The sequence below is a fragment of the Streptomyces sp. NPDC049541 genome, from assembly GCF_044465725.1.
In the GTDB taxonomy this organism is placed as follows: Bacteria; Actinomycetota; Actinomycetes; order Streptomycetales; family Streptomycetaceae; genus Streptomyces.
In genome coordinates this window covers 38,813-62,001 of sequence record NZ_JBITLY010000003.1, presented here as the reverse complement: position 1 = coordinate 62,001, position 23,189 = coordinate 38,813, and the positions used below count along the sequence as shown (strand labels likewise).

General features: G+C 68.8%; 20 protein-coding genes and 6 tRNA genes. 9 read left to right on the top strand and 17 right to left on the bottom strand.

Going from position 1 to position 23,189, the window contains the following annotated elements; translation table 11 throughout:
- Nucleotides 1–7: 7 nt before the first annotated feature.
- From ACIBW9_RS12535 to ACIBW9_RS12515, 5 genes are all read right to left on the bottom strand, one after another.
- Nucleotides 8–787: an ABC transporter permease gene (locus ACIBW9_RS12535; protein WP_398954100.1), complete on the bottom strand. Its 780-nt coding sequence runs from the start codon at nt 785–787 to the stop codon at nt 8–10.
- Nucleotides 784–1,722 carry an ABC transporter ATP-binding protein gene (locus tag ACIBW9_RS12530; RefSeq protein ID WP_398954098.1) on the bottom strand — a complete coding sequence of 313 codons (939 nt, stop codon included), beginning with the start codon at nt 1,720–1,722 and terminating at the stop codon, nt 784–786. Before ACIBW9_RS12530 ends, ACIBW9_RS12535 begins: the two co-directional genes overlap by 4 nt.
- 137 nt (nt 1,723–1,859) lie before the next feature.
- Nucleotides 1,860–1,932: transfer RNA gene (locus tag ACIBW9_RS12525), tRNA-Gly, on the bottom strand.
- 81 nt (nt 1,933–2,013) lie between these two features.
- Nucleotides 2,014–2,085 (bottom strand) — tRNA-Gly (locus ACIBW9_RS12520).
- Between the two features lie 124 nt (nt 2,086–2,209).
- Complete coding sequence (locus tag ACIBW9_RS12515; protein WP_099929933.1) at nt 2,210–2,527, bottom strand: Lsr2 family protein; 318 nt, start codon at nt 2,525–2,527, stop codon at nt 2,210–2,212.
- A 280-nt stretch (nt 2,528–2,807) separates the two neighbouring features.
- Here ACIBW9_RS12515 and purS point away from each other — a divergent pair, with 280 nt between their 5' ends.
- From purS to purL, 3 genes are read left to right on the top strand one after another with little or no spacing between them, the layout of a single operon-like run.
- Nucleotides 2,808–3,071, top strand: a complete 264-nt coding sequence (purS, locus tag ACIBW9_RS12510) for a phosphoribosylformylglycinamidine synthase subunit PurS (RefSeq protein ID WP_007383088.1) — start codon at nt 2,808–2,810, stop codon at nt 3,069–3,071.
- Nucleotides 3,068–3,748, top strand: a complete 681-nt coding sequence (gene purQ, locus ACIBW9_RS12505) for a phosphoribosylformylglycinamidine synthase subunit PurQ (RefSeq protein ID WP_398954096.1) — start codon at nt 3,068–3,070, stop codon at nt 3,746–3,748. The genes purS and purQ overlap by 4 nt, the downstream gene beginning before the upstream one ends.
- Nucleotides 3,745–6,003, top strand: coding sequence for a phosphoribosylformylglycinamidine synthase subunit PurL (gene purL, locus ACIBW9_RS12500; protein WP_398954094.1), 2,259 nt, complete (start codon nt 3,745–3,747; stop codon nt 6,001–6,003). The genes purQ and purL overlap by 4 nt, the downstream gene beginning before the upstream one ends.
- Nucleotides 6,004–6,073: 70 nt before the next feature.
- Here the strand turns inward: purL and ACIBW9_RS12495 are convergent, their stop codons facing one another.
- Nucleotides 6,074–6,658, bottom strand: a complete 585-nt coding sequence (locus ACIBW9_RS12495) for a Uma2 family endonuclease (RefSeq protein ID WP_398954091.1) — start codon at nt 6,656–6,658, stop codon at nt 6,074–6,076.
- 159 nt (nt 6,659–6,817) lie between these two features.
- Between ACIBW9_RS12495 and ACIBW9_RS12490 the strand changes: the two genes are divergently transcribed.
- The 4 genes from ACIBW9_RS12490 to purM all read left to right on the top strand — a co-directional run bounded on the left by ACIBW9_RS12490 (nt 6,818) and on the right by purM (nt 11,168).
- Nucleotides 6,818–7,615: a sterol carrier family protein gene (locus ACIBW9_RS12490; protein ID WP_398954089.1), complete on the top strand. Its 798-nt coding sequence runs from the start codon at nt 6,818–6,820 to the stop codon at nt 7,613–7,615.
- A gap of 39 nt (nt 7,616–7,654) precedes the next feature.
- Nucleotides 7,655–8,467, top strand: coding sequence for an META domain-containing protein (locus ACIBW9_RS12485; protein ID WP_398954087.1), 813 nt, complete (start codon nt 7,655–7,657; stop codon nt 8,465–8,467).
- Nucleotides 8,468–8,528: 61 nt separating this feature from the next.
- Nucleotides 8,529–10,058, top strand: coding sequence for an amidophosphoribosyltransferase (gene purF, locus ACIBW9_RS12480; protein WP_266957334.1), 1,530 nt, complete (start codon nt 8,529–8,531; stop codon nt 10,056–10,058).
- 42 nt (nt 10,059–10,100) lie between these two features.
- The gene (gene purM / locus ACIBW9_RS12475) at nt 10,101–11,168 is read left to right on the top strand and encodes a phosphoribosylformylglycinamidine cyclo-ligase (RefSeq protein ID WP_398954085.1); all 1,068 of its coding nucleotides are present in this window, start codon (nt 10,101–10,103) and stop codon (nt 11,166–11,168) included.
- A 74-nt stretch (nt 11,169–11,242) separates the two neighbouring features.
- Here purM and ACIBW9_RS12470 read toward each other — a convergent pair whose 3' ends face one another.
- Nucleotides 11,243–11,503 carry a DUF3073 domain-containing protein gene (locus ACIBW9_RS12470; RefSeq protein WP_398954083.1) on the bottom strand — a complete coding sequence of 87 codons (261 nt, stop codon included), beginning with the start codon at nt 11,501–11,503 and terminating at the stop codon, nt 11,243–11,245.
- A gap of 290 nt (nt 11,504–11,793) precedes the next feature.
- A complete protein-coding gene (locus tag ACIBW9_RS12465) occupies nt 11,794–12,897 on the bottom strand; it encodes a Leu/Phe/Val dehydrogenase (RefSeq protein WP_398954081.1) in 1,104 nt (367 codons plus the stop codon).
- A gap of 222 nt (nt 12,898–13,119) precedes the next feature.
- Here ACIBW9_RS12465 and ACIBW9_RS12460 point away from each other — a divergent pair, with 222 nt between their 5' ends.
- Both ACIBW9_RS12460 and bldC read left to right on the top strand, forming a co-directional pair.
- Nucleotides 13,120–13,962 carry a hypothetical protein gene (locus ACIBW9_RS12460; RefSeq protein ID WP_398954078.1) on the top strand — a complete coding sequence of 281 codons (843 nt, stop codon included), beginning with the start codon at nt 13,120–13,122 and terminating at the stop codon, nt 13,960–13,962.
- Nucleotides 13,963–14,527: 565 nt separating this feature from the next.
- Nucleotides 14,528–14,734 carry a developmental transcriptional regulator BldC gene (gene bldC, locus ACIBW9_RS12455; protein ID WP_003949541.1) on the top strand — a complete coding sequence of 69 codons (207 nt, stop codon included), beginning with the start codon at nt 14,528–14,530 and terminating at the stop codon, nt 14,732–14,734.
- A gap of 491 nt (nt 14,735–15,225) precedes the next feature.
- Here bldC and ACIBW9_RS12450 read toward each other — a convergent pair whose 3' ends face one another.
- From ACIBW9_RS12450 to ACIBW9_RS12410, 9 genes are all read right to left on the bottom strand, one after another.
- Nucleotides 15,226–15,414, bottom strand: a complete 189-nt coding sequence (locus ACIBW9_RS12450; protein WP_398954076.1) for a DUF6274 family protein — start codon at nt 15,412–15,414, stop codon at nt 15,226–15,228.
- A gap of 603 nt (nt 15,415–16,017) precedes the next feature.
- Nucleotides 16,018–16,092 (bottom strand) — tRNA-Asp (locus ACIBW9_RS12445).
- A 94-nt stretch (nt 16,093–16,186) separates the two neighbouring features.
- Nucleotides 16,187–20,140 (bottom strand): ATP-dependent RNA helicase HrpA, encoded by a 3,954-nt coding sequence (gene hrpA, locus ACIBW9_RS12440; RefSeq protein WP_398954074.1) that lies wholly within the window; start codon nt 20,138–20,140, stop codon nt 16,187–16,189.
- Between the two features lie 73 nt (nt 20,141–20,213).
- A complete protein-coding gene (locus ACIBW9_RS12435; RefSeq protein ID WP_398954072.1) occupies nt 20,214–20,531 on the bottom strand; it encodes a hypothetical protein in 318 nt (105 codons plus the stop codon).
- A gap of 85 nt (nt 20,532–20,616) precedes the next feature.
- On the bottom strand, nt 20,617–20,802 hold the full coding sequence (locus ACIBW9_RS12430; RefSeq protein ID WP_398954070.1) for a DivIVA domain-containing protein: 186 nt from the start codon (nt 20,800–20,802) through the stop codon (nt 20,617–20,619).
- A 371-nt stretch (nt 20,803–21,173) separates the two neighbouring features.
- Nucleotides 21,174–21,247 (bottom strand) — tRNA-Phe (locus ACIBW9_RS12425).
- A 26-nt stretch (nt 21,248–21,273) separates the two neighbouring features.
- Nucleotides 21,274–21,348 (bottom strand) — tRNA-Asp (locus ACIBW9_RS12420).
- 40 nt (nt 21,349–21,388) lie between these two features.
- Nucleotides 21,389–21,461, bottom strand: a tRNA-Glu gene (locus ACIBW9_RS12415).
- A gap of 164 nt (nt 21,462–21,625) precedes the next feature.
- Complete coding sequence (locus ACIBW9_RS12410) at nt 21,626–23,137, bottom strand: metallophosphoesterase (RefSeq protein WP_398954068.1); 1,512 nt, start codon at nt 23,135–23,137, stop codon at nt 21,626–21,628.
- Nucleotides 23,138–23,189: the final 52 nt, after the last annotated feature.

Sequence of the window (23,189 nt, the reverse complement as noted above, 5' to 3'; positions counted from 1 at the left end):
CCGCCCCTCAGCGCCTCGGCTCCCACCGGAACCACCGCCGTACAGCAAACACCGCGAGCACGGTCCAGGCCAGGGCGGTCGCCACGGCGCCCAGCGCCTCGTACCCGCTCAGCTGTCCGGTCCAGCCGCCGCGGATCAGCCGGATCGCGGGGGAGAGCGGCAGCAGTTCGCACACGGAGCGCAGCCCGTCCGGCAGGACCTCCATGGGGATCGCGATGCCCGAGCCCATCATCGACACCAGCACCAGCGGCATCGCGGTGACCTGGGCGCTCTCCACGGTCCTGGTGAAGGAGGCGGTCAGCGCACCCAGTGCGGCACACAGCACCAGGCCCGACAGCACGCCCAGGACGGTGAGATACGGAGCTCGGGGCGCCCCCGCGTGCAGCAGCACCGCACAGCCGGCGGAGAGCACCACGGCCTGCGCCAGGCCGATGCAGACGGCGGGCAGGGCGGTGCCGGCCAGGATCTCCATGTCGTCGAGTTCACCGGTGCGCAGCCGCTTGAGGACCAGTTCCTCGCGGCGGGCGACATAGGTGCTCACCAGGGACGTGTACACGGCGAACAGCAAGGAGAAGCCGACCGCGGCCGTGAGCGTCACCGTGCCGATGCTCAGCCCCTGCGCCTTCAGGTCGATCCGGTCGACCGCGGGCCGCACGCTGAACGGCAGCGCCAGCGGCATGAGCAGTGCCGTGACCACCGCCCCGCGATTGCGTCCGAGCAGGGTCAGCTCGGCCCGCGCCAACGCCCGCAGCCGCCGTCCGACCGGAGCAAGAGCTACCGCGTTCACGCCGCCATCGCCCGCTCCCGCGCGATCCCCAGGAACGCCTCCTCCAGCGAGGCCGACCGCACATCCAGCCCCCGCAGCTCCACCCGCGCCTTCTGGGCCCACACCAGCAGCCCGGTGGCCGCCCGCTGCAACTCCCGCGTCCGCAGCCGTATGAGGTTCCCGTCCACCTCGTGCCCGCACACCCCCAGCTCAGCGAGCGGCGGCAGGTCCCCGAGGAAGTAGCCGTCGGGCAGCCGGAAGGAGATCCGCGAGGGCTGCGCGGCGGTCACCTCGGCCGGCGTCCCGGTCGCCGCGACGCGCCCCTCGTGCAGGATCGCGATCCGGTCGGCCAGCCCCTCCGCCTCCTCCAGGTAGTGCGTGGTGAGCAGCACGGTGGTGCCGCCGTCGCGCAGCGCCCGTACCAACTCCCAGGTGTCCCGGCGTCCTTCGGCGTCGAGCCCGGTCGTGGGCTCGTCCAGGAACAGCACCTCGGGCTCGCCGAGCAGCGCGAGCGCCAGGTCCAGCCGCCGCCGTTCACCCCCGGACAACTGCTTCACCCGTACGTCGGCCCGGTTCCGGAGCCCGACGAGCGCCAGCGCCTCGTCCTTGGGCCGCGCCCCGCTCACACATCCCGCCCACATCCGAGCGGTCTCCGCGACGGTCAGCTCGGACGGAAACCCGCTCTCCTGCAGCATCACCCCGACCCTCGGCCGTACGACGGCCCGCTCGTCGTAGGGATCGTGGCCGAGCACCCGTACCCGGCCCCCGGCCGGCCGGGCGAGTCCCTCCAGCAGTTCGACCGTCGACGTCTTGCCCGCGCCGTTGGTGCCGAGCAGGGCGAAGATCTCGCCGCGGCCGACGGAGAAAGAGATTCCGCGCACCGCCTCGAACTCGCCCCCGTACACACGCCGCAGGTCAGTGACCTCAATCACGTGTTCGTGTTCGTTCGTGTCCATGACTTCAGCGTCCCGGCGACCGGGACCCGGCAGCAGTGCGCGCTGTCATCACTCGGCATGACAAATGTCAGAGGGACGGAGGGAGAGATGCTGAACACGACGAAGGCCCCAGTCATAAGACTGAGGCCTTCCATCAGAGCGGACGACGAGGCTCGAACTCGCGACCTCAACCTTGGCAAGGTTGCGCTCTACCAACTGAGCTACGTCCGCATTGCCTCCGACCGGCTCCCACCGATCGGCGCGAGCACCAGCCTACCTGATCCACAAGAGTGGTTCTGGCCGACGGTGCAGAGCGGGTGACAGGAATTGCACACTGCGCCTTCCCCCTGGAAGGGGGATGTTCTGCTACTGAACTACACCCGCATGTACTCCGTGAGCCGGGCCTTTCGGCCTTGCCCCTCGGCGTGCTCCAGACTCTAGCTGACCAGGAGGGGTGCAGCGCAAGTCGGTTCTCCCGAGGGGCCGGTGACCGGTCGTCGGGCGGCGGCTACTGCGCCGCGCTGAAGGCCTCGTAGACCTTCTTGGGGATCCGGCCGCGGGCGGGGACGTCCATCTTGTTGGCCTGGGCCCAGGCGCGGACGGCCGCCGGGTCGGGGGCGACCTCCGTCTGCCGGTAGGTCCGGCCCGACTTCGACCGCTTGCGGCCGGCCTCCACGTACGGCGCGAGCGCCTTACGCAGTTTCTTGGCATTGGCTTGATTCAGGTCGATCTCGTACGACTTGCCGTCGAGTCCGAAGGCGATCGTTTCCGCCGCTTCCGAGCCGTCGATGTCGTCAAAGAGAGTGACCACGACCTTCTGCGCCACGAATAATCGGTCCCTTCGTGCGGCACGCTGACAATTCATTTGTACAGTGCCCGACAATGCAATGTGAAGCCCGACTAAATCCTCCCGCGTGTCCGAGCGCAATAGGTTTCGTATGTCGATCCCAGATCTTTCCCGGAAATTTTCTGGAGGGGCCCGCCGCCGCGCCGGATCGTGACAGGCGTCACGTAGATTCCTACAAGTCGACGCGCGTAGAAATTTTGTGCAGGTAGTCTGAAACCACTGCAGGAACCTGCTCCGCACCACACCACCGGGAGTGCACGTGGCACGCGTCGTAGTCGACGTCATGCTCAAGCCGGAGATCCTCGACCCCCAGGGCCAGGCGGTGCAGCGCGCACTGCCGCGTCTGGGTTTCGACGGCATCTCCGACGTACGTCAGGGAAAGCGATTCGAACTGGAAGTTGACGGGCCGGTCGACGAGGCCGCCCTCGCCCGCATCCACGATCTTGCGGAATCCTTCCTCGCCAACACCGTGATCGAGGACTTCACCGTCAAGGTGGAGGAAGTCGCGGAGGCCGCGAAGTGACCGCTCGTATTGGCGTCGTCACTTTCCCGGGCAGCCTGGACGACCGGGACACCCAGCGCGCGATCCGCCTTGCGGGCGCGGAACCGGTCGCCCTCTGGCACAAGGACAAGGACCTCCACCAGGTGGACGCGGTCGTCCTCCCCGGCGGTTTTTCCTACGGCGACTATCTGCGGGCCGGCGCCATCTCCCGCTTCTCGCCGGTGATGGAGACGGTCATCGAGCAGGCCAAGGGCGGCCTTCCGGTCCTCGGTATCTGCAACGGCTTCCAGATCCTCACCGAGGCCCACCTCCTCCCGGGCGGCATGCTCGGCAACGACCACCTGCACTTCATCTGCCGCGACCAGAAGCTGCGGGTGGAGAACGCGGACACCGCCTGGACCGTCGACTACGCGCAGGGCCAGGAGATCCACATCCCGCTGAAGAACATGGACGGCCGCTATGTGGCCGACCAGTACACGCTGGACAAGCTGGAGGCCGAGGGCCGGGTCGCGTTCCGGTACCTGGACTTCAATCCCAACGGCTCGCTCAACGACATCGCCGGCATCACCAACGAGGCCGGGAACGTCGTAGGCCTCATGCCGCACCCGGAGCACGCCGTCGAGCCCCTCATCGGCTCTGGCCGCACCGACGGCCTCCCCTTCTTCACCTCGATCCTCAAGAAGCTGGTCAAAGCATGAGCCGGACGCCTCTGGACACGGTCGAGCACGCGGCCGCGACCCCCGACGTCGAGCTGCCCTGGGCCGAACTCGGCCTGAAGAAGGACGAGTACGAGCGCGTGGTCGAGATCCTCGGCCGCCGGCCCACCGGTGCCGAGCTCGCCATGTACTCCGTCATGTGGTCCGAGCACTGCTCGTACAAGAGCAGCAAGGTGCACCTGCGCCAGTTCGGCGAGAAGGCCCCCCAGTCGGACGCCCTGCTCGTCGGCATCGGTGAGAACGCGGGCGTGGTCGACGTCGGCCAGGGCTACGCGGTCACCTTCAAGGTCGAGTCGCACAACCACCCGTCGTACGTCGAGCCCTACCAGGGCGCGGCCACCGGCGTCGGCGGCATCGTGCGCGACATCATCGCGATGGGCGCCCGCCCGGTCGCGGTCGTCGACCCGCTGCGTTTCGGTGCGGCCGACCACCCCGACACCAAGCGCGTCCTGCCCGGTGTCGTCGCCGGTATCGGCGGCTACGGCAACTGCCTGGGCCTGCCCAACATCGGCGGCGAGGTCGTCTTCGACGCCTGCTACCAGGGAAACCCGCTGGTCAACGCCGGTGCCATCGGTGTGATGCGGCACGAGGACATCCACCTGGCGAAGGCGTCCGGCGCGGGCAACAAGGTCATCCTGTACGGGGCCCGGACCGGTGGCGACGGCATCGGCGGCGCGTCGATCCTGGCCTCCGAGACCTTCGACGACGCGAAGCCGTCGAAGCGCCCGGCCGTGCAGGTCGGTGACCCCTTCCAGGAGAAGCTGCTCATCGAGTGCACCCTGGAGGCCTTCAAGGAGAAGCTGGTCGTCGGCATCCAGGACCTGGGTGCGGCGGGCCTGTCCTGTGCCACGTCCGAGCTGGCCTCCAACGGCTCCGGCGGCATGCGCGTGACCCTGGACGACGTACCCCTGCGCGACTCCACGCTCTCGCCCGAGGAAATCCTCATGAGCGAGTCGCAGGAACGCATGTGCGCGGTCGTCGAGCCGGAGAAGGTCGACCGGTTCCTGGAGATCTGCGACAAGTGGGACGTCATCGCCACCGTCATCGGTGAGGTCACGGACGGCGACCGCCTGGAGATCTACTGGCACGGCGGCAAGATCGTCGATGTCGACCCGCGGACGGTCGCGCACGACGGTCCGGTCTACGAGCGGCCGTACGCCCGCCCGTCCTGGCAGGACGAGCTGCAGGCCGACGACGCGAACAAGCTGCCGCGGCCCGCTTCGAGCGAGGAGCTCAAGCAGCAGGTCCTCCAGCTGGTGAGCTCCCCCAACCAGGCCTCCAAGAAGTGGATCACCTCGCAGTACGACCACTTCGTGCAGGGCAACACGGTGCTGGCCCAGCCCGAGGACTCGGGCATGATCCGCATCGACGAGGAGTCCGGCCTCGGCGTCGCGATCGCGACGGACGGCAACGGCCGGTACGCCAAGCTCGACCCGTACGCGGGCGCACAGATGGCCCTCGCGGAGGCGTACCGCAATGTCGCCACGACCGGCGCCAAGCCGCTGGCCGTCTCCGACTGCCTGAACTTCGGCTCGCCCGAGGACCCGGCCGTGATGTGGCAGTTCGCGGAGGCCATCCGCGGCCTCGCCGACGCCTGCCAGCAGCTGGGCACCCCGGTGACCGGCGGCAACGTGTCGCTCTACAACCAGACGGGCGAGGTGGCCATCCACCCGACGCCCGTGGTCGCGGTCCTCGGTGTCATCGACGACGTGGCCCGCCGCACGCCGGTCGCCTTCCAGGAGGAGGGGCAGCTGCTGTACCTCCTCGGCGACACGCGTGAGGAGTTCGGCGGTTCGGCCTGGTCGCAGGTGGTGCACGACCACCTCGGCGGTCTGCCCCCGAAGGTCGACCTGGAGCGTGAGCGCCTGCTGGCCGAGATCCTGATCTCCGCCTCCCGCGACGGCATGATCGACTCCGCGCACGACCTGTCGGACGGCGGTCTGATCCAGGCGGTCGTGGAGTCGGCGCTGCTCGGCGGCAGGGGCGCGCGCCTGGTCGTACCGGACGGGCTCGACGCGTTCACCTTCCTCTTCTCCGAGTCGGCGGGGCGCGCGGTCGTCGCCGTGCCGCGCTCCGAGGAGGTCCGCTTCAACGACATGTGCGGCGCGCGCGGCCTGCCCGTCACGCGCATCGGTGTCGTGGACGGCGACAGCGTCGAGCTGCAAGGCGAGTTCGAACTGTCCCTGGAAGAGCTGCGTGAGGCCCACGAGGGGACGATCCCGGCGCTGCTCGCGTAGGCGGTCGTACGACGGTGAAGGCCCCGCCCGGATCACGTCTCCGGCGGGGCCTTCTCGGCTGGTCGGGCGTTCAGCGGACGTAGTTCTTGAGGATCTCCGTGTCCAACTCGATGTCCATCGGACCCGGTACGGACACCTTCTCGCCGAACTTCGAGGTCTGGACGGTGCGGTAGCCGCCGACCTGCCGGTCCGGGTTGCTGTGCACCGTGACCGTGCAGGAGTCCCGGTCGATCAGGAGATACAGAGGGATCCCGGCCTGCCCGTACGCGGTCGGCTTCTCGTGCCGGTCCCGTCGGTCGGTGTCCGAGTCATACGAGGTGACCTCGACGACCATGAGCGCGCCGTCCGGGTCGGCCCACTCGCCCTGTCCCGCGAAGTGGGCTTCCGGTACGAGCACCGCATCCGGTTTCACCCTGCCTTCCCGATACGCCTCCACCCTGAGCCCTCGGCCCTGGTACAGGTCCAGGTCAGGCCTGGTCTGCATACAGCGCCGGGCCAGCCACGTGACGATGGTGTCGTGGTCTCCGTCCGCCACCTTCTTGACTCCGATCCGTCCGTTGATGAACTCCAACGTGACGGTCTCGGGAGCGGCGGAGGCGATCGTTTCGAACTCCTCCACCGACATCTGAGACGTGCGCTCGGCCATGTCCGTCATGTTGCACCCCCTTCCAGGCGAAGACCAGTGTTGTCAGGGGCCGGCGGTGTGGGGCGGCTTTCGCCGTCCATCACACCCACGGGTGATCGACCCGGGCCTACTGATCCGTGGGCGTCCGACCGATGCAGGCCTTGCAGCACAAGGCATAGGCTCACCGCCATGCCCCCGGCCAAGAAGCGCGCCCGTACGTACGACCCCGTCAAGATCCGCAATGCCGTCCTGGCCCAGTTCGGGAATGTCCGGGCGGCCGTGCGCACCATGACCCCCGAGCAGCTGGCCGGGCCCACGCGGCTCGGTGAGTGGAGCGTGCGGGAGCTGGTCGCGCACATCGGGATGGCGGTGACGGCCGTACACCGGGCGCTCGACAAGCCGGAGCCCGCCGAGCAGGACGCCGTGCTGCTCGACTGGCCCTTCGCCACCGCCGCCAACTCCTCGGCCATCGACGACTTCACCCGGCACCTCGCCGAGCAGCACACCGATCTCGACGCCTACCTCGCCGACGTCGAGCAGAGCCTCGGTCGGCTGCTCGACGAGCACCCCGGCACGCGGCTGCTCGAGACCAACGTCGGTGCCCTGCCCCTCACCGACTACGTCGTCACCCGCACCGTAGAACTCGTCGTCCACACCGACGACCTGAACGCCGCCGTGCCGGGCCTCGAAGTGCCGTACGACCGCCAGGCTCTCGCCGCCTGCACCCGGCTGCTCGCCGACGCCCTGGCCGCCAAGGCGCCCGGCGGCGCCACCGAGGTGCGGATCCCGCCGTACGCCGTCGTGCAGTGCATCGAGGGCCCCCGGCACACCCGTGGCACCCCGCCGAACGTCGTCGAGGCCGATCCGCTGACCTGGATCCGCCTCGCGACCGGGCGGGTGACCTGGGCGGATGCCGTCCAGGACGCGCAGGTCAGCGCGAGTGGGGAACGGGCGGACCTGAGCGGGCTGCTGCCGCTGATGAGGTGAACGGGGGAACCGGACTTCCGTCCCTTTCGTCCCATCGGCATGGACAAACTGGGCAGGGGCAAACAGCGACTCACCCTCGCCGTCCTGACCGTCCTTCCGCTCGTCATGGCGTGCGGAAGCGACACGGGCACCGCCTCCGTCGCCTCGGAGGTGTCCGGCGTCCACTGGAAGGTCGACAGCGTCACCGTGGACGGCACCACCCGGCGCGCTCCCGCCGACGCCGACCTCCGGATCCGCGCGGACGGAACCGCCGTGGGCAACTACGGCTGCAACGAGTTCGGCGCGAAGGCCGCTTTCAAGGACCACCGCCTCGAACTGACGAACGCCCGCCAGACCCTGATGGCCTGCGAGCCCCGGCGCATGGCCTTCGAGCGGGCACTCGCCGCCACCCTCATCGGCCACACGCTCACGGTCGAGACCAAGGGCGACGGCCTGACGCTCACCGCCCACGACGGCGACCGCATCCGGCTGACCAAGGAGAAGGACGCCAGGGACGCCTCTCTGTACGGCACGAAGTGGACGATCACGGCACTCGGCGACACCAACGGCACGGCGACCGACCTGCCACCGCAGCAGACGAGGTCCGCGTACCTCACCTTCGACAAGAAGTCCGGGAAGGTCACCGGCCGCCTCGGCTGCAACCACGTCACCGCGGGCGCCACGGTCCGCGACGGACATATCACCCTCGGGGCCCCGTCCACCACCCGAATGATGTGCGACACCTCACTCATGCATACGGAGAAGAGCCTCCTGCGGCTCTTCGACGGCACCGTCAGCTACGGGTTGGATCAGCAAACCCTCACGCTGACCAGCGCAAACGGAGAAACCGCCAAGGCGGTCGCCGAACAGTGATCCATGAAGGGCGGTTGTCCCCAATTCGGACCAGTGGTCGATCTCGCCTACACTCGGAACCGTGCCACGTGGTGACGGTCGACTCAATCATGATCTGCTCCCCGGTGAGAAGGGCCCCCAGGACGCCTGCGGCGTCTTCGGAGTCTGGGCTCCCGGTGAAGAGGTCGCCAAGCTCACTTACTTCGGGCTCTACGCCCTCCAGCATCGGGGCCAGGAATCCGCGGGAATCGCGGTCAGCAACGGCTCCCAGATCCTCGTCTTCAAGGACATGGGCCTCGTCTCCCAGGTCTTCGACGAGACCTCGCTCGGTTCCCTCCAGGGTCATATCGCGGTCGGTCACGCCCGCTACTCGACCACCGGCGCCTCCGTGTGGGAGAACGCCCAGCCGACGTTCCGTGCCACCGCGCACGGCTCCATCGCGCTCGGCCACAACGGCAACCTGGTCAACACGGCCCAGCTCGCCGAGATGGTCGCCGACCTCCCGAAGAAGGAGGGCGGCCGTACACCTCGCGTGGCGGCCACCAACGACACCGACCTCCTGACGGCCCTGCTCGCCGCCCAGGAGGACGCGGACGGCAAGCCGCTGACCATCGAGGAGGCCGCACACACGGTCCTTCCGCAGGTCAAGGGCGCCTTCTCGCTCGTCTTCATGGACGAGCACACCCTGTACGCCGCCCGTGACCCGCAGGGCATCCGCCCGCTGGTCCTCGGCCGTCTGGAGCGCGGCTGGGTCGTCGCCTCCGAGTCCGCCGCCCTCGACATCTGCGGCGCGAGCTACGTCCGCGAGATCGAGCCGGGCGAGTTCGTCGCCATTGACGAGAACGGTCTGCGCACCTCCCGATTCGCGGAAGCGAAGCCCAAGGGCTGTGTCTTCGAGTATGTGTACCTGGCCCGCCCGGACACCGACATCGCCGGCCGGAACGTCTACCTCTCCCGTGTGGAGATGGGCCGCAAGCTCGCCAAGGAAGCCCCGGTCGAGGCCGACCTGGTCATAGCGACCCCGGAGTCCGGCACCCCGGCCGCCATCGGCTACGCGGAGGCCTCCGGCATCCCCTTCGGCGCGGGTCTCGTGAAGAACGCGTACGTCGGCCGGACCTTCATCCAGCCCTCGCAGACCATCCGCCAGCTCGGCATCCGTCTGAAGCTGAACCCGCTTAAGGAAGTCATCAAGGGCAAGCGCCTGGTGGTCGTGGACGACTCGATCGTGCGCGGCAACACCCAGCGGGCCCTGGTGCGCATGCTCCGCGAGGCGGGCGCGGCGGAGGTCCACATCCGGATCTCCTCCCCGCCCGTGAAGTGGCCCTGCTTCTTCGGCATCGACTTCGCCACCCGCGCCGAGCTCATCGCCAACGGCATGACCATCGACGAGATCGGCACCTCGCTGGGCGCCGACTCCCTGGCGTACATCTCCATCGACGGCATGATCGAGGCGACCACCATCGCCAAGCCGAACCTGTGCCGCGCCTGCTTCGACGGCGAGTACCCGATGGAGCTCCCGGACCCCGAGCTGCTCGGCAAGCAGCTCCTGGAGACCGAGCTGGCCGCGGGTCCCGCAGCCACGGCCGCGGCCGACGCGATCCGTCGCCCGTAGAGCCCGCCCTACCTGCCGTACGACACGAAAGCTCTCATAGCCATGTCTGAGACAACTGGTGCCAGCTACGCAGCCGCGGGCGTCGACATCGAAGCGGGCGACCGCGCGGTCGAGCTGATGAAGGAGTGGGTGAAGAAGACGCAGCGCCCCGAGGTCCTCGGCGGCCTCGGCGGCTTCGCCGGCCTCTTCGACGCCTCCGCCCTCAAGCGCTTCGAGCGTCCCCTCCTGGCCTCCGCCACGGACGGCGTGGGCACCAAGGTCGACATCGCCCGCCGGCTCGGTGTGTACGACACCATCGGTCACGACCTGGTCGCGATGGTCATGGACGACATCGTGGTGTGCGGCGCCGAGCCGCTGTTCATGACCGACTACATCTGCGTCGGCAAGGTCCACCCCGAGCGGGTGGCCGCGATCGTCAAGGGCATCGCGGAGGGCTGTGTGCTGGCCGGCTGCGCCCTCGTGGGCGGCGAGACGGCCGAACACCCGGGGCTGCTCGGCCCGGACGACTTCGATGTCGCCGGCGCCGGTACGGGCGCGGTGGAGGCCGACCGGCTGCTGGGTCCGGATCGCATCCGTACGGGTGACACGGTGATCGCCATGGCGGCCTCCGGGCTTCACTCGAACGGGTACTCGCTCGTCCGGCATGTCCTGCTGGACCAGGCGGGTCTGTCGCTGGAGGCGCGGATCGAGGAGTTCGGCCGCACCCTCGGCGAGGAACTGCTGGAGCCGACCAAGATCTACTCGTTGGACTGCCTGGCCCTGACCCGCACCACCGAGGTGCACGCGTTCAGCCATGTCACCGGTGGCGGCCTCGCCGCGAACCTCGCCCGTGTCATCCCCGACGACCTGCACGCGATCGTCGACCGCTCCACCTGGACCCCGGCCCCCGTCTTCGACCTCGTGGGCAGGACGGGTCAGGTCGAGCGCCTGGAGCTGGAGAAGACCCTCAACATGGGCGTGGGCATGATCGCCATCGTCCCCGAGGAGTCCACGGACGTGGCCCTGGCGACGCTGGCCGACCGCGGCGTCGAGGCATGGGTCGCCGGAGAGATCACCGAGCGCGGCGATCACGCGACGGGCGCGGAGCTGGTCGGCGACTACAGCGCCTGAGGTCCGCTGGGACAGCGCAAAACCCGGTCCGGTGGTGTGGACCACCCCGGACCGGGTCAAGCACAGCTAGTGCGTCAAGCGCCGCGGCGATGTTGTGACGACGTGGGACCGGACTCGTCGTCCTCGTCCTCATCGTCGTCGTTGTAGAGATCCGCGTACTGGGCGTACGGGTCGTCTTCGTCCTCGTCGTCCTCGAACGGCTCGCCGTTCGGCGGCTGGCTCGAAGTCGAAGCGCCCAGCTCACTGGCCAGACGCGACAGGTCAGTCCCGCCGCTGTTGTACTTCAGCTGGCGGGCGACCTTCGTCTGCTTGGCCTTGGCCCGGCCGCGCCCCATGGCTCGACCCCCTCGGTGACGGGGCTCGACGGCCCCAGAGTCTTGACACGCGTTCATGATCTGGAACGGGCTCTCCGCGGAGAGACCGGTCCGTAGGGCTTCCACGGTACCTGAGCCCGCGCCCATACGGTACGTCGCCCGCAGGACGGGCCCGGGTCCAGGACCCTCGGGGCGCCCCGTCCCCGCTGGTCAACCGCGATTTTAACCACTTCTCGGCAGGCGACCCGCCGACGAACGTGAGAGTTCTCTCTAAGTGTGCGCCGACGGGTACCGGCCAAACCTCCCGAAGGTCAGAGACTGCGTCCTGTGGCCGCCTCGTGCATCCGCTGCTCGGCGATCCGGTCGGCCGCCGCGGCGGGCGGAATACCGTCCGTCTTCGCACGTGCGAATATGGCCAGCGTGGTGTCGAAGATCTTCGCCGCCTTCGCCTTGCACCGCTCGAAGTCGAAGCCGTGCAGTTCGTCGGCGACCTGGATGACACCGCCGGCGTTCACCACGTAGTCCGGCGCGTAGAGGATCCCGCGGTCGGCGAGGTCCTTCTCGACGCCCGGATGGGCGAGCTGGTTGTTGGCGGCACCGCAGACGATCCTCGCGGTCAGCGCGGGCACGGTGTCGTCGTTCAGGGCACCGCCGAGCGCGCAGGGGGCGTAGATGTCCAGGCCCTCGACGCGGATCAGGGTCGCGGTGTCGGCGACGGCGCTGACGCCCTCCGGGTGCGCCGCGAGGATCCGCCCCACGGCCTCCTCGCGCACATCGGTGACGACGACCTCGGCGCCCTCGTCGCGCAGGTGCCGCACCAGGTGATGGCCGACCTTGCCGACGCCCGCGATGCCCACCTTGCGGCCGCGCAGCGAGGGGTCGCCCCACAGGTGCTGGGCGCTGGCCCGCATGCCCTGGTAGACGCCGAAGGCGGTGAGGACGGAGGAGTCGCCGGCGCCGCCGTTCTCCGGGGAGCGTCCGGTCGTCCAGCGGCACTCCCGGGCCACGACGTCCATGTCGGCGACATACGTACCGACGTCGCACGCGGTGACGTAGCGCCCGCCGAGGGAGGCGACCATGCGCCCGTAGGCGAGCAGCAGTTCCTCGGTCTTGTCCCTCTCCGGGTCGCCGATGATCACGGCCTTGCCGCCGCCGTGGTCGAGACCGGCCATGGCGTTCTTGTACGACATCCCGCGCGCGAGGTTCAGCGCGTCGGCGACGGCCTCCGCCTCGTTCGCGTAAGGGTAGAAGCGGGTACCGCCGAGGGCGGGGCCCAGGGCGGTGCTGTGGATGGCGATGACGGCCTTGAGGCCGCTGGTGCGGTCCTGGCAGAGCACGACTTGCTCATGTCCGCCCTGGTCCGAGTGGAACAGGGTGTGCAGTACATCAGCAGGTGCGCCGGTTACGTCGGTCACTGTGGTGACTCCTGAGTAGCTAGCGGCGGTCAAAGACCAGCTCCCGTGGGGGTGGCGGGTGCTGTGAGCATGAGATTAGAGCCTGGGCGCCCCCGTCACCGCGCAGTGCTCAGGATCACCCACTCCCGGAGTACGCCCGTGCGACGATTTGCATAGATTTCCCGCTGGTTTGTGAGCGGGTTCCGCAGGTTTTCCCGATGGTGGGCGGGGGAGGGAGCAGGCGTGCCCAAGGTGTCCTCGGTGATCGTCCCGTACGCGACGTATCTGCGCGTGTACGAGCCGCTGGCCGCCTTCCCCGAGCCGGAGCGCAGCCACTGGGCGCGCTATGCCCGGCGCGCCGACCGGCCCTCGTACCAGGACGAACTGCGCCGCTCCCTGGCCGACTTGGTGCCCACCCCGCCGATCCCGGTGCCGGTGCACGAGAGCAGCGACGCCTTCGTGCTGCAGGCCGACGGGGTGCTGTGCGTGTGTCCCTGGCGGACCCGGCTGCGCGGCTGGCAGGCCCTTCAGGAGCTCCCCGAGGAGCTACCGAGGCCGGTCCTGGACGCGGTGCTCCCGGAGGTCGTACGACGCCAGGCGACCCAGGACTACGAGCGCTGGCTGGTGCGCAATCCGGACGCCCGCCCGTGGATCCGCACGGCGACCTGGCAGGTGCCGCTGCACTGGTTCGTGCTGGTGGCGGACGAGGAGCGGCGCTTCGACAAGGGCTCCGGCGAGGTCCCCCCGATGCTGCGCTACCAGACGCCGATGGTGCAGGCGCGGCGGCGGGTGGCGCGGGCGCTGCGGGCCCTGAAGGACGGCATCGACGAGGGGCCGCTGATCGACGGCCTGGTGGACGTGGGGCGCTGGCTGGAGGAGTTCCACCCGCGCTCGACGGTGGAGCTGGACTACGGCGGCCTGGTGCACACGCTGCCGGCCGGCGAGCTCGAGGACGATCACTCCGCGGCGGACGTCGCCGAGGGCATCGAGGCGCTGCGGCAGGGCGACGGGGCGGCCGCGGGGGCGGCGTACGCGCGGCTGGTGGAGCGCTGGCGGGCGGTCCGGGACCGGCGCTCGGCCAACTGAGAGCCACCTCAGGTAACGAACTGACGTTTGACGAATCGCCCGTTTTGGGGTTTCGTCCTCGCACCGAAGTGTGCTCTGAGTTTCCTGAGGTTTCGTCAACATGGGACGTAGGTCCCGATCCGGGCGTTCATCTCAAGCGGTGCCAAGCGTGACGGACCGCACTTACGCGGCCCTTGCGTCCCTTGCCCCTCCTCGTGCCAAAATAGGACAAGGAGTCCGGGGAGGGCTCCGTCCGTCCCGGTGCGTACCACTGTGGGCGGAATCTCAGCATTGCACGCTTTGGGGGGTCTCGTGGCTCCTGATTGTCCTGTGACTGATCGTCACAGTGGCGTGACTGTCCGTTATGGCATGGTCCATCGGCTTCCGTCGCTGATGAACACCTGGAGGGGCAATTCCATCGGTTTGGCCGACGCGGCTGGACAGATGGTGTAGTTGTAGTGCCGAGGACAAGCCGTTCGTCCTATAACCGACTCGACCCGCGTCCACCATTTCGGGCAACGCGGGTCAAGGTGCAGAATTTAGAGGAAAGAACCGAGAAGGTTCGGTTCTCCCGAGGAGGCCGCTCATGACCGCTCGCACCCCTGATGCCGAGCCGCTGCTGACCCCGGCTGAGGTCGCCACGATGTTCCGCGTCGACCCCAAGACGGTCACGCGGTGGGCGAAGGCCGGAAAGCTCACTTCGATTCGAACGCTCGGCGGGCACCGCCGCTACCGCGAGGCGGAGGTCCGTGCACTGCTCGCGGGCATCCCGCAGCAGCGCAGCGAGGCCTGAACAACTGCATAACCGGGCAAACCGGCAGGTCCCCCACTTGCCGTGGCGCCCGAACCCTGGTTCCAAGCGACGCGGGGTCTGCCCCAACAGGCTCCACGCCCACGCTCTTCAGAGCTTTCCAAGCAAGTAACAGGGTGCGTCGTCGATCGCGCTGGACTCCGCCGGGTCCAGCGCGATCTTTTTTGTGCGCGTGGTGCGGCTGGTCCGGGGGGCTGTGAGCGGCCTTGTCGGAGTCTGGGCGCGGGTGTCGGATCGCCTGTGGGCCACGGCTGGGGGGTGTCCTGCGGCGGCCTCCCGGAGGGCTCCCCGAGTGGTGCAATTGCACATATAAAATTGACCACTTGTAGGCGGGGTGTAAGTACCGCGGTTTCAGAAACTCATGCGGTGACACCCGTCACATGTCGCGGTTCTTGTTGCCGTCGGCGTCCGTGCGCTAGAGGAGCCGTGCGGTCCAGATTCCCTTGGCGGGGCGGGCGTTGGGCCGCCGGCCGTCATGCGCCGGCGGCACTTTCCTCCTCGACGACCTCGTCCGGGACCTCGCCGACCCTCGGTGAGTCCATCGCCAGCCGCAGCAGGTGGTGGCATATCGGGCAGTGGCGGGTCAGGTGGCCGTACGAGGAAGCGGCCGACAGATGCGCACGGAGCAGGGCCCGTGTCTCGTGCCTGACCGACGCCGCCATACGCCACCTCCACGGGGCCGAACGGGGAACGGCCCTGTCTTCTGGGTACCGACGGAATGTGACGCCGTCAAGACGGCGTGGGGCTCCGCCGAACGCCTGTGCCCGCTGTGACGCCCGCTGTGGCGACCGCCCTGGGGCTGCCGCCCCCCAGCCCCCCGCTTCGGCCTGGACGGCCTCGTCCTCAAACGCCGGACGGGCTGACATACCGCGCCGGGCATGGAGGAGGCCCGCACCTTGTGTGGTGCGGGCCTCTTTCGATGCGGTCCTGACGGGATTTGCTGTACCTGATTGCGGCTGCGCCGCGGGCGCGGCCTCCATCTGTGTGCGGGCATGGAGAAGGCCCGCACCTTGTGTGGTGCGGGCCTCTTTCGATGCGGTCCTGACGGGATTTGCTGTACCTGATTGCGGCTGCGCCGCGGGCGCGGCCTCCATCTGTGTGCGGGCATGGAGAAGGCCCGCACCTTGTGTGGTGCGGGCCTCTCTCGATGCGGTCCTGACGGGATTTGGCTGTACCTGATTGCGGCTGCGCCGCGGGCGCGGCCTCCATCTGTGTGCGGGCATGAAGAAGGCCCGCACCTTGTGTGGTGCGGGCCTCTCTCAATGCGGTCCTGACGGGATTTGAACCCGCGGCCTCCACCTTGACAGGGTGGCGAGCACTCCAAACTGCTCCACAGGACCAGGTTTCGCGGCGCTATTCGTGCGTTGCGCTGCGAGAAGAGACTGTACAGGAGGGTGAGCCCGCTGGTCGAACTCACCCAGTGTGTGCGGGCGGTTACGGGACGGCCGCGTCGATCGCCTTCACGATCCGCTTGTCGGAGACCGGGTACGCCGTACCCAGCGCGTGGGCGAAATAGCTGACCCGGAGCTCCTCGATCATCCAGCGGATGTCCGTGACGGAGGACGGGACCGGGCGGCCCTGGGGCAGCTGCTCCAGCAGCCACGCGTACTCGTCCTGCATCTCGTGGACCTTCTCCATGCGCGTCGTGTCCCGCTGGACACCCGTCGGCATCTGCTGGAGCCGGCGGTCCGCGGCCACCAGGTAGCGCATCAGGTCCGGCAGGCGCCGAAGGCCCGTATCCGTCACGAAGCCGGGCTTCACGAGGGCGTCCAGCTGGCTCCGGACGTCCTGGAGGTTCGGGAGCAGCGCAGGGCTGCGTACGGCCTTCAGACGGCGCTCACAGGCCTGCCAGGCGGCCAGCACCTGCTGCACCTGCCCCACCGTACGGACCGTGGTGTCCACGATCTCCGCGCGCACCTTGTCGTACAGCTTCCGGTAGGACTCCTCGTCCCACGCCGGGCCCCCGAAGTCCCCGATCAGCTTGTCCGCGGCCGCCATCGCGCAGTCGTCGAACAGGCCCTGGATCGAGCCGTGCGGGTTCGCGGACAGCGCGAGCTTCTGGGCGTTCGTCAGCTTCTCGGACGCGAACTTCGCCGGACTGACCGGGATGTTGCGCAGGATCAGCCGGCGCGTGCCCTTCCACATCGCCTCCGCCTGTTCCGCCTCCGTGTCGAAGAGGCGGACCGAGACCGTGTCACCGTCGTCGACCAGCGCCGGGTACGCCTTCACCGGCTGGCCCGCCCGGCGGGTCTCGAAGACGCGGGTCAGGGAGCCGATCGTCCAGTCCGTCAGGCCCTTGCGCTCCAGGGACTGGCCGCCCTCGCGTGAGGCGGTGGCCGCAGCGGCCTGGGAGAGGGCCTTGCGGGCCTTCGGCTTCAGCTGGAGCCGTAGCGCCTCCAGATCCTTGTCCTCGGCGAGTTTGCGCCGCCGCTCGTCGACGATGCGGAACGTGATGCGCAGATGGTCCGGGACCTTCGACCAGTCGAAGTCGGACGCCTCGAAAGGGACTCCGACCATGCGCTTCAGTTCGCGCGCCATCGTCACCGTCAAAGGCTCCTGCAACGGGACGGCCGTATCCAGGAAGCGCTTGGCGAAGTTCGGTGCCGGCACGTAGTTGCGCCGGATCGGCTTCGGCAGGGAGCGGATCAGCTCGGTGACGAGTTCCTCCCGCAGGCCCGGGATCTGCCAGTCGAAGCCCTGGTCCGTGACCTGGTTGAGGACCTGGAGCGGGATGTGGACCGTCACACCGTCGGCGTCCGCGCCCGGCTCGAACTGGTACGTCACACGGAACTTCAGCGGGCCCTGCCGCCAGGAGTCCGGATAGTCGGCCTTGGTGACCGCCTCCGCCGACTCCCGGATGAGCATCTCCCGCTCGAAGTCCAGGAACTCCGGCTGCTCGTGCCGCTTCCGCTTCCACCAGGAGTCGAAGTGGGCGCCGGAGACGACGTGTTCGGGCACCTTCTGGTCGTAGAAGTCGAACAGCGTGTCGTCGTCGACGACGATGTCCCGGCGGCGGGCGCGGTGCTCCAGCTCCTCGACCTCGCTGAGGAGCCGGCGGTTGTCGGCGAAGAACTTGTGGTGCGTGCGCCAGTCCCCCTCGACGAGCGCGTTGCGGATGAACAGCTCACGGGAGACCTCGGGGTCGATCCGGCCGTAGTTCACCTTGCGCTGGGCGACGATCGGGACGCCGTACAGCGTGACCTTCTCGTACGCCATCACGGCCGCCTGGTCCTTCTCCCAGTGCGGTTCGCTGTACGTCCGCTTCAGCAAATGCTCCGCGAGCGGCTCGACCCACTCCGGCTCGATCTTCGCGTTGACCCGGGCCCACAGCCGGGACGTCTCCACCAGCTCCGCGGACATCACGAACCGCGGCTGCTTCCTGAAGAGGGCCGAGCCCGGGAAGATCGCGAACTTGGCGTTGCGGGCGCCCAGATACTCGTTCTTCGCGCCGTCCTTCACGTCCTTCATGCCGATGTGGGACAGGAGTCCGGCGAGGAGGGAGACGTGGATGCGGTCGGCGGGGGCGTCCTCCTCGTTGAGGTGGATGCCCATCTGCTTGGCGACCGTCCTCAACTGCGTGTAGATGTCCTGCCATTCGCGAATGCGCAGGAAGTTGAGGTACTCCTGCTTGCACATACGGCGGAAGGAGCTCGAACCCCGCTCCTTCTGCTGCTCGCGGATGTACCGCCACAGGTTCAGGTAGGCGAGGAAGTCGCTCGTCTCGTCCTTGAAGCGGGCGTGCTGCTGGTCCGCCTGCGCCTGTTTGTCTGCGGGGCGCTCGCGCGGGTCCTGGATGGACAGCGCGGCGGCTATGACCATGACCTCGCGGACGCAGCCGTTCTTGTCGGCCTCCAGGACCATGCGGGCCAGACGCGGGTCGACGGGCAGCTGGGCGAGTCTGCGGCCGGTCGGGGTGAGCCGCTTGCGTACGTCCTTCTCCGCGGGGTCCAGCGCGTGCAGTTCCTGGAGCAGTTGCACGCCGTCGCGGATGTTGCGGTGGTCCGGCGGGTCGATGAAGGGGAACTTCTCGATGTCGCCGAGGCCGGCCGCGGTCATCTGCAGGATGACGGACGCCAGGTTCGTACGGAGGATCTCCGCGTCCGTGAACTCCGGGCGGGCGAGGAAGTCGTCCTCGGAGTAGAGGCGGATGCAGATGCCGTCGGACGTACGGCCGCAGCGGCCCTTGCGCTGGTTGGCGCTGGCCTGCGAGATCGGCTCGATCGGCAGGCGCTGGACCTTGGTGCGGTGGCTGTAGCGGCTGATGCGGGCGAAGCCGGGGTCGATGACGTACTTGATGCCCGGGACGGTCAGCGAGGTCTCGGCGACGTTCGTGGCCAGAACGATCCTGCGGCCCGTGTGCGGCTGGAAGACGCGGTGCTGCTCGGCGTGCGAGAGGCGGGCATAGAGGGGCAGCACCTCGGTGAACCGGTAGTTCTTCTTGACCAGCGCGTCCGCCGTGTCGCGGATCTCGCGCTCCCCGGAGAGGAAGACGAGGATGTCGCCCTTGCCCTCCCCCTGGAGCTCCTCGACCGCGTCACAGATCGCGGTGATCTGGTCGCGGTCGGAGTCCTCGCCGTCCTCTTCGAGGAGCGGGCGATAGCGCACCTCCACCGGATACGTCCGCCCGCTGACCTCGATGATCGGGGCGTCGCCGAAGTGCCGCGAGAAGCGCTCCGGGTCGATGGTCGCGGAGGTGATCACGACCTTGAGATCGGGCCGTTTCGGCAGCAGCTGCGCGAGATAACCGAGCAGGAAGTCGATGTTGAGGGACCGCTCGTGGGCCTCGTCGATGATGATCGTGTCGTAGGCGCGCAGCTCGCGGTCGGTCTGGATCTCGGCGAGCAGGATGCCGTCCGTCATCAGCTTGATGAACGTCGAGTCCTGGTTCACCTGGTCGGTGAACCGCACCTTCCAGCCGACGGCCTCGCCGAGCGGGGTGTCCAGCTCCTCGGCCACGCGCTCGGCGACCGTACGGGCGGCGATACGCCGGGGCTGGGTGTGCCCGATCATCCCCCTGACCCCGCGCCCCAGCTCAAGACAGATCTTGGGGATCTGGGTGGTCTTTCCGGACCCGGTCTCACCGGCGACGATGACGACCTGGTGATCGCGGATGGCCTCCGCGATGACGTCCTTCTTCTGGCTGACCGGCAGCTGCTCGGGATACGAGACGGCGGGGGCCCGGCCGCGCCGCTCGCCCATCCGCTCCTCGGCCTTCGCGATCTCCGCCTCGATCTCGGCGAGGACCGCGGCCTGGGCCTCGGGCTTACGGATCTTGCGCGCGCCTTCGAGCCTGCGCCCGAGCCGGTGCGCATCGCGCAAAGACAGCTCGGTCAGGCGGGGGGCGAGGGCGCCGAGGGCCGGGGTGGCGGGGGCAGGGTGCGTAGACATACGCGATCCAGGATCTCATCCCGGGGAAATCCGTGGCGAACGAATTGTCGCCCGGCGCCCCGGCGGGGGCGGCTCAGCCGGTCCGCTGCGCCGGAGGCGGCGCGGGCGCCGGCGGCTGCTGCCGCGGGCCGCCGTCGCCCAGCGCGATGGACCTGGCGGTGTTCGAGACGGCCTTGATCCCCAGATAGGCGGTGGTCATGCTGCTCACCGCGGTGAAGGCGGCCGTGAGCACGCCCACGATCACCGACTTGTCCCCGTCGAGCCGCCACACCCCGAAGACCGCCACACCCGCGATCGCCAGATTGCTGATCACCACGGCCAGCAGCCCGTACCGGGCCCGGTCCTTCTCCAGCTCGACATCCCGGATGGCCCTGGCCTCGTCCCGGCTCATCGTCCCCCGCCCCCCTTGGCCCCACGCCGACCAGCCAGAACGTAGCGCTGCAGCGGATCGCTGCCAAGCCGCCCGACCGCCATCCTCAGCCGGCCCGCAGTTCGGCGATCCGGGCGTCGACCTGCGCCCGGTCGTAACCGCGGCGAGCGAGGTCGAAGGCGGGCGGTGTGTCGGAGGCCGCGCCTGCGGCCAGCTGGGCGAGGTAGGCGTCGACCTGGGCGCGGTCGTAGCCGCGCCGGACGATCGCGAAACCGTGGAACTCGTCAGTCATCGACATCCCCCATCAACACCCCAAGGCCGACCACTGCACCAACCGCATGAGGCGAGCCAATCGGTCACAGCAAATGATCAGCGCGAGAAGGCATGTTCGACTGTTCATCTGATTCGGTGAACAGTATGGATACACCTCATCGAACGCGAGACGCGATCTAGATTCTCTGTTCGTGAAACTGGCGATCCGGGTCAAGCTGCTGCCCACGCCCCAACAGGCGTCGGCCCTCGAAGCATCCCTGCGCGCCTGCAACGAAGCCGCCAACCACGCATCCACCGTCGCCCACACGACCGGCACCACGAACTCGTACGCCGGGCGTGATCCACAAGACATACAACAAGGCCCCGATCCGGAGATCGGGGCCTTTGCTGTGGCTGGGGCCGGGGTCGAACCGGCGACCTATCGCTTTTCAGGCGATCGCTCGTACCAACTGAGCTACCCAGCCGTCAAGGCTTTTTGTTAAAGCCTTTGCGGTCCTGACGGGATTTGAACCCGCGGCCTCCACCTTGACAGGGTGGCGAGCACTCCAAACTGCTCCACAGGACCAAGCTCGTGGGCGACCACCAGTGTCGCACACGGTTTTGCGTGCCCCCAACGGGATTCGAACCCGTGCTACCGCCTTGAAAGGGCGGCGTCCTAGGCCGCTAGACGATGAGGGCTATCGGCCCGCCTGGGCGCTTCTCAGCGCGTCGGGGACGTGAGAAGCATATGGGATGGCGGGAGGTATCGCCAAAACGGTTTACGGGGTGGAGCTGGAAGGTGCTGAAGGGGCCGGAGTGGAGGGGGCGGCTCCCGGTTGCCCGCGGCGGGGCCGCTGATCGATTCAGCCCTTGGGGAGGTGGCGGGTGACCTCCGCCGTCGTCTCGCCCAGGCCGCCCAGTTTGATCGCGTCCCAGGCCTGGAGGCGGCGGGTGTCGCGGTCGAAGTAGAGGATCGAGGCCTCGACGGGGGCCGGGTACTTGTGCTCCAGGGCGCGCAGGCCGCTGCCGCCCGTCGAGCCCTCCATACGGAGCCGGGTGCCGCGCGGGAGGATCTCGTCGCCCTCGTGGTGGAGGTGCCCGCACAGGACCAGCGGCACCTCTCCGTCGACCTCGCGGGCGGCCGACGGCTCGTGGACCATGGCCACGTCGACGGGGGTGCCCGCGCTCTTCTGGTCGCTCAGGGCCGCCGCCAGGCGGACGCCGGCCAGTTCCTCCGACTGGGCGGCTCCGAGGACCTTCGAGCGGTCGGGGGTGAACTGCGGATCGCCCATGCCCGCGAAGCGCAGGCCGCCGACCGTCTCCGCCCGGCCGCCGTCCAGGACGTGGACGTTCTTCATGCGCTGCAGATAGCGCTGGGTGATGTCCGAGTCGTGGTTGCCGCGGACCCAGACGTACGGCGCTCCCAGGTCCGCGATCGGGTCGAGGAAGCCGTTCTCCGCCGCCGAGCCGTGGTCCATCGTGTCGCCGGTGTCGACGATCACGTTCACCTTGTACTGGTCCACCAGCGAGGCGATGATCTTCCAGCTCGCGGGGTTGAGGTGGATGTCCGAGACGTGCAGGACACGGATGGTGGACGGGTCCGGCTGGTAGGCGGGGAGGGTGGACGTGACGTCGTAGAGCTTCGTCACGTTGGTCACCAGGCGGGCCAACTCCTTCTGGTACACATCGAATTCGGTGACGATGTTGCGGGCGTTGCCGACCAGTGAGGGTGCGGAGGAGAGCAGGCCGGAGTACTTCGGTTCGAGGACGGACTCGGGGTTCCAGGTCGCGTACACGGAGGCTCCGCAGGCCATGAGGAGGGCCAGGGCCGTGCCACCGGCGGCGAGGGCGCGGCGGGGGCGGCGGTAGACCGCGAGGCCCAGGGCCGTGGCCCCGGACACGACGGCGACACAGGAGCGCAGGGCCACGTCGAGGGTGCCGTGCTCGACGTCGTGGACGACCTCGTCCTGAAGACCGGCGAGGCGTTCGGGGTGGTCCACCAGGGCCTGGGCGCGGACCGGGTCGAGCTGGTCGACGTTGACGTCCAGGCGGAGCGGCGCGTGGTGGCTGTTCAGCTCCAGGGCGCCGAGCGGTGAGACGTTGATCTTCGTGCCGCCGCTGAGGGACGGACGCAGGGTCATCGTCGTGTCCATGGGGCCGACCGGGACCCGCACGTTGCCGACGATCAGCAGCCCCAGCCAGGCGCCGAGCAGGACGACGGCGGCCAGTCCCAGGGCGCGGGGCCAGGGGTGCGGCTGCCGGACCAGCTCGAGGGTCGGGTGGGGGCGGCGGGCGCGGTAGTGGCGGGCGAGGGTGCGCGGGGACTTGCGTACCCGGTTCAGGACGGTGGCGGCGATGGCGGGGACGCGGGCCATTGGTCCCGTATGCCCAAGTGCGGGCGTGGATATGCGAGGGGGTCCATGACTC

Bases quoted from the DNA above. Each gene is read 5' to 3' on its own strand.
- ACIBW9_RS12450 (WP_398954076.1), bottom strand. From the start codon at position 15,414: ATGGCGGCGTCGGTCAGGCACGAGACACGGGCCCTGCTCCGTGCGCAT.
- hrpA (WP_398954074.1), bottom strand. From the start codon at position 20,140: ATGTCTACGCACCCTGCCCCCGCCACCCCGGCCCTCGGCGCCCTCGCC.
- ACIBW9_RS12490 (WP_398954089.1), top strand. From the start codon at position 6,818: ATGCCCCCGGCCAAGAAGCGCGCCCGTACGTACGACCCCGTCAAGATC.
- ACIBW9_RS12430 (WP_398954070.1), bottom strand. From the start codon at position 20,802: ATGACTGACGAGTTCCACGGTTTCGCGATCGTCCGGCGCGGCTACGAC.
- ACIBW9_RS12530 (WP_398954098.1), bottom strand. From the start codon at position 1,722: ATGGACACGAACGAACACGAACACGTGATTGAGGTCACTGACCTGCGG.
- ACIBW9_RS12485 (WP_398954087.1), top strand. From the start codon at position 7,655: ATGGACAAACTGGGCAGGGGCAAACAGCGACTCACCCTCGCCGTCCTG.
- purL (WP_398954094.1), top strand. From the start codon at position 3,745: ATGAGCCGGACGCCTCTGGACACGGTCGAGCACGCGGCCGCGACCCCC.
- bldC (WP_003949541.1), top strand. From the start codon at position 14,528: ATGACCGCTCGCACCCCTGATGCCGAGCCGCTGCTGACCCCGGCTGAG.
- ACIBW9_RS12470 (WP_398954083.1), bottom strand. From the start codon at position 11,503: ATGGGGCGCGGCCGGGCCAAGGCCAAGCAGACGAAGGTCGCCCGCCAG.
- ACIBW9_RS12410 (WP_398954068.1), bottom strand. From the start codon at position 23,137: ATGGCCCGCGTCCCCGCCATCGCCGCCACCGTCCTGAACCGGGTACGC.
- purM (WP_398954085.1), top strand. From the start codon at position 10,101: ATGTCTGAGACAACTGGTGCCAGCTACGCAGCCGCGGGCGTCGACATC.
- ACIBW9_RS12495 (WP_398954091.1), bottom strand. From the start codon at position 6,658: ATGACGGACATGGCCGAGCGCACGTCTCAGATGTCGGTGGAGGAGTTC.
- ACIBW9_RS12435 (WP_398954072.1), bottom strand. From the start codon at position 20,531: ATGAGCCGGGACGAGGCCAGGGCCATCCGGGATGTCGAGCTGGAGAAG.